The organism is Dysgonomonas sp. Marseille-P4677 (assembly GCF_016652235.1).
GTDB lineage: Bacteria > Bacteroidota > Bacteroidia > Bacteroidales > Dysgonomonadaceae > Dysgonomonas.
Genome location: NZ_JAEPKU010000224.1, coordinates 1 through 3,273, shown reverse-complemented (window position 1 = coordinate 3,273; position 3,273 = coordinate 1). Strand labels below are relative to the sequence as shown.

Genomic DNA, 3,273 nt, shown 5'->3' with positions numbered 1-3,273 from the left:
TTATTCTTCTTACGAATTTAAGTAAAAACTCATAATAATCAAAAGTTTAAACATAGAATTAATATTTTCTATAAGTTAAAGATTCCTGATTTTTATGAGTTTTAATTATTCTATTTCAATCGCTCTTTTATCATCCGGTATTTCTCATACCTGCTGCAATTCCGGAAATTGTAATCATCAATGCTAACTCAAGTTCCGAAGAATGTTCACTATCTTTTCTAGTACGATGTAACAACTCTACTTGCAACAAATTCAATGGATTTGTATAAATGTTGCGCATAGCAATATTTTCTGCAACATCAGGTAAACTCTCCATTAAATATTCATCCTGAGAGATTCTCAATATTGTTTTTATATCACTTTCTAGCTGAGCTCTCAATTGTTTTCCCAAACGAAGTAAATCTGGCTCTACTAATCTTTCATCATAATACTGAGATATACGTGAATCTGCTTTAGCAAATACCATTTCAAGCATACTAATGCGCGTTCCAAAAAATGGCCAATCTGTATACATTGCTTTTAATATATCCATTTTACCTTCGTCAATGGCACATTGAAGCGCTTCTCCTGCTCCAAGCCATGCGGGAAGCATCAACCGGTTTTGCGTCCAACCAAAAATCCATGGAATGGCACGTAAACTTTCCACTCCACCATTAGGACGACGCTTAGCAGGGCGAGACCCTAACGGCAAACGTGCCAATTCAGCTTCGGGAGTAGCCTGATAGAAATATGGTATAAAGTTCGGATCTTTATGAACCAAACCTTGATAGCTTTTACATGAAATATCGGAAAGCTCATCCATCAAATCTCTCCATTCTTGCTTAGGTGCAGGTGGAGGCAGTAAATTAGCTTCGAGTATAGCATCTGTGTATAATGATAGGGTTCTGATTGCTAAATCAGGCAATCCTAATTTAAATCGAATCATTTCCCCTTGTTCTGTTACACGGAGACCATCCTTCAACGAGCCAGGTGGCTGTGAAAATAAAGCAACCTTAGCCGGACCGCCGCCACGACCAACAGTTCCTCCTCGACCATGAAACAGCGTAAGAGCAATACTTGCATCCTGACATGTCTTAATTAATGCTTCCTGTGCATGATATTGTGCCCAACCGGCAGCAAGAGATCCGGCATCTTTAGATGAATCCGAATAGCCGATCATTATCATTTGCTTATTTTCTATAATATCTCTATACCAGCTAATATTAAATAGCTGTTGCATAATGCCATTAGCGTTGTTCAGGTCATTTAATGTCTCGAATAACGGAGTTACGGGTAATGTATACGGACATTCAGCCTCCTTCAATAATAGATATACAGCTAAGATATCGGATGGCGTACGAGTCATTGAGATAACATAAGTAGGAATAGCTCCTACAGGAGTTTCAGCAATAACTCTGCACGTATCAAGAACTTCTTTTGTCTGAGGGCTTGGTTCCCAATTATGAGGAATTAATGGCCGCTTCGAATTTAACTCTTTGAGAAGGAAAGCTTGTTTTTCTTCTTCCGACCAGGTTTCATAATCCCCTAAACCTAAGTATTTAGTTATTTCGGATAAAGCTTCTGTATGCACAGTACTTTCCTGACGTATATCCAGTTGTGTTAATGTTAATCCAAAACAACAAACTCTGCGCATTGTATCAAGCAGTTTGTCATCAGCAATAATCTCCATTTTACAGGCTACGAGAGATTTATAACACTCATGCAAAGGCTCCCACAGCTGATCATTATGTATTAGTATATCTTCTGTTAGCTCAGGAGTTTTGCCTTCAATACATTTATCGATATATGCAATAGTTACATTCAATCTGGTGCGTAACCGTTTCATCAACTCTCTATAAGGTTCTTGTACTTCGTAATCTTTGATATAATCTCTAAATTCGATTGTACAAGTAGCCATAGACAGCTCCTTCACAAGAATCTCAATATCTTCGAGGAAAAGTTTTGCAGCTCTTTTACGACTGTCAAGTAATACTTCGTGTGTAACTTTAGCAGTTACATTCGGGTTTCCATCACGATCCCCTCCCATCCACGATGAAAAGTGTATAGGACGCGCATTTATGGGAAATCTATAATTTAATGTATTCTTTATCTGTTCATCCAATTCACGTATGTATACAGGCACTGCCTGCCAAAGCGAATTCTCTACAACTTCGTATCCCCATTTAGCCTCTTCATTAGGAGTAGGACGCTTTTGACGAATCTCGTCGGTATACCAATACTGTGCAATAAGCTGTTTTAAACGTCTTAAAATCTGAACTTTTTGATAATCAGCCAGATCATCATGATCTAGTAATGCCAGACAATGATCTACTTGATTTAAATTATTAATCAAAGATCTCCTATTTATTTCTGTAGGATGTGCTGTTAATACCAAATCAATAGATATATTTTCAATTGCCTGTATAATATCTTCATCCTTTATATTACTCGCTTTCAGCTTTTTATAAATATCAGAAAAGTTCACAGGATTTTCAGCCCCTTGCGAATGAGGTGACACACTGTTATATTGCTCTGCTGTATTAGTCAGATTCAAAAACTGGTTAAAGGATCTTGCTACGGGAAGAAATTCCTCATCTTTCAGATTCTGAAGTGTTTCTACCAATAACTTATGTGATTCAATATCCCCTGAATGAGAGGCTTTAGAGAGTCTACGAATTGTTTCGATCAATTCAAGCATATCCTGACCTTTTGCCTCGCTGATTGTTTTCCCGAGCATATCGCCAAGTAGCTTGATGTTATCGTGCATTAAAGATTGTTGCAAATTATTCATAGTCTAATATTATTAGTTTAATTCTATTTTAGAGCTAATTAATAAACAGAAGGAATACTTCAATATTTATTGAACAATTCAGTTATTACATTAGCACTAACAACGATAAAGATTTTGTATTTATAAGAAGGAAAACTCCTTCTATAATATACCACAATGCCTTATTATTCGTTTATCAATGTAAATAATTCTTCTGCTGCTAAACGCGGACCGTCTTTACTTTTACCTTCAATAGCCAGAGAAGTATGAATCTCACCGATCTTCACGCCATTTTTATCCATATCAGTAAAGTATTCACGAATTAATTTTCCTGCCAATTCAGGCTCTTGCACAGGTCCGAACGGGTTTGCAAAATAAGAAGTCACCAACCCCTTTTCAGTTGTTGTACCTTTTGCTTTACGTGCACCTGCCTCAAACACCTTGATCGCTTCATCTAAATCGGTAAAGAAACTAATTTTTTTATCAGCATCTGCATAATTATTAGCATAAAGGAAGTAGTCTAC

1 protein-coding gene and 1 pseudogene are annotated in these 3,273 nt (G+C 36.8%); both read right to left on the bottom strand.

Annotated features, from left to right (window positions below; translation table 11 throughout):
- Positions 1-130 precede the first annotated feature (130 nt).
- Positions 131-2,770: a phosphoenolpyruvate carboxylase gene (ppc, locus tag JGH11_RS19490; protein ID WP_201114562.1), complete on the bottom strand. Its 2,640-nt coding sequence runs from the start codon at positions 2,768-2,770 to the stop codon at positions 131-133.
- Between the two features lie 164 nt (positions 2,771-2,934).
- Positions 2,935-3,273 (bottom strand): annotated as a pseudogene (locus tag JGH11_RS19485) (phosphoenolpyruvate carboxykinase); the annotation flags it as partial.

Bases quoted from the DNA above. Each gene is read 5' to 3' on its own strand.
- ppc (WP_201114562.1), bottom strand. From the start codon at position 2,770: ATGAATAATTTGCAACAATCTTTAATGCACGATAACATCAAGCTACTT.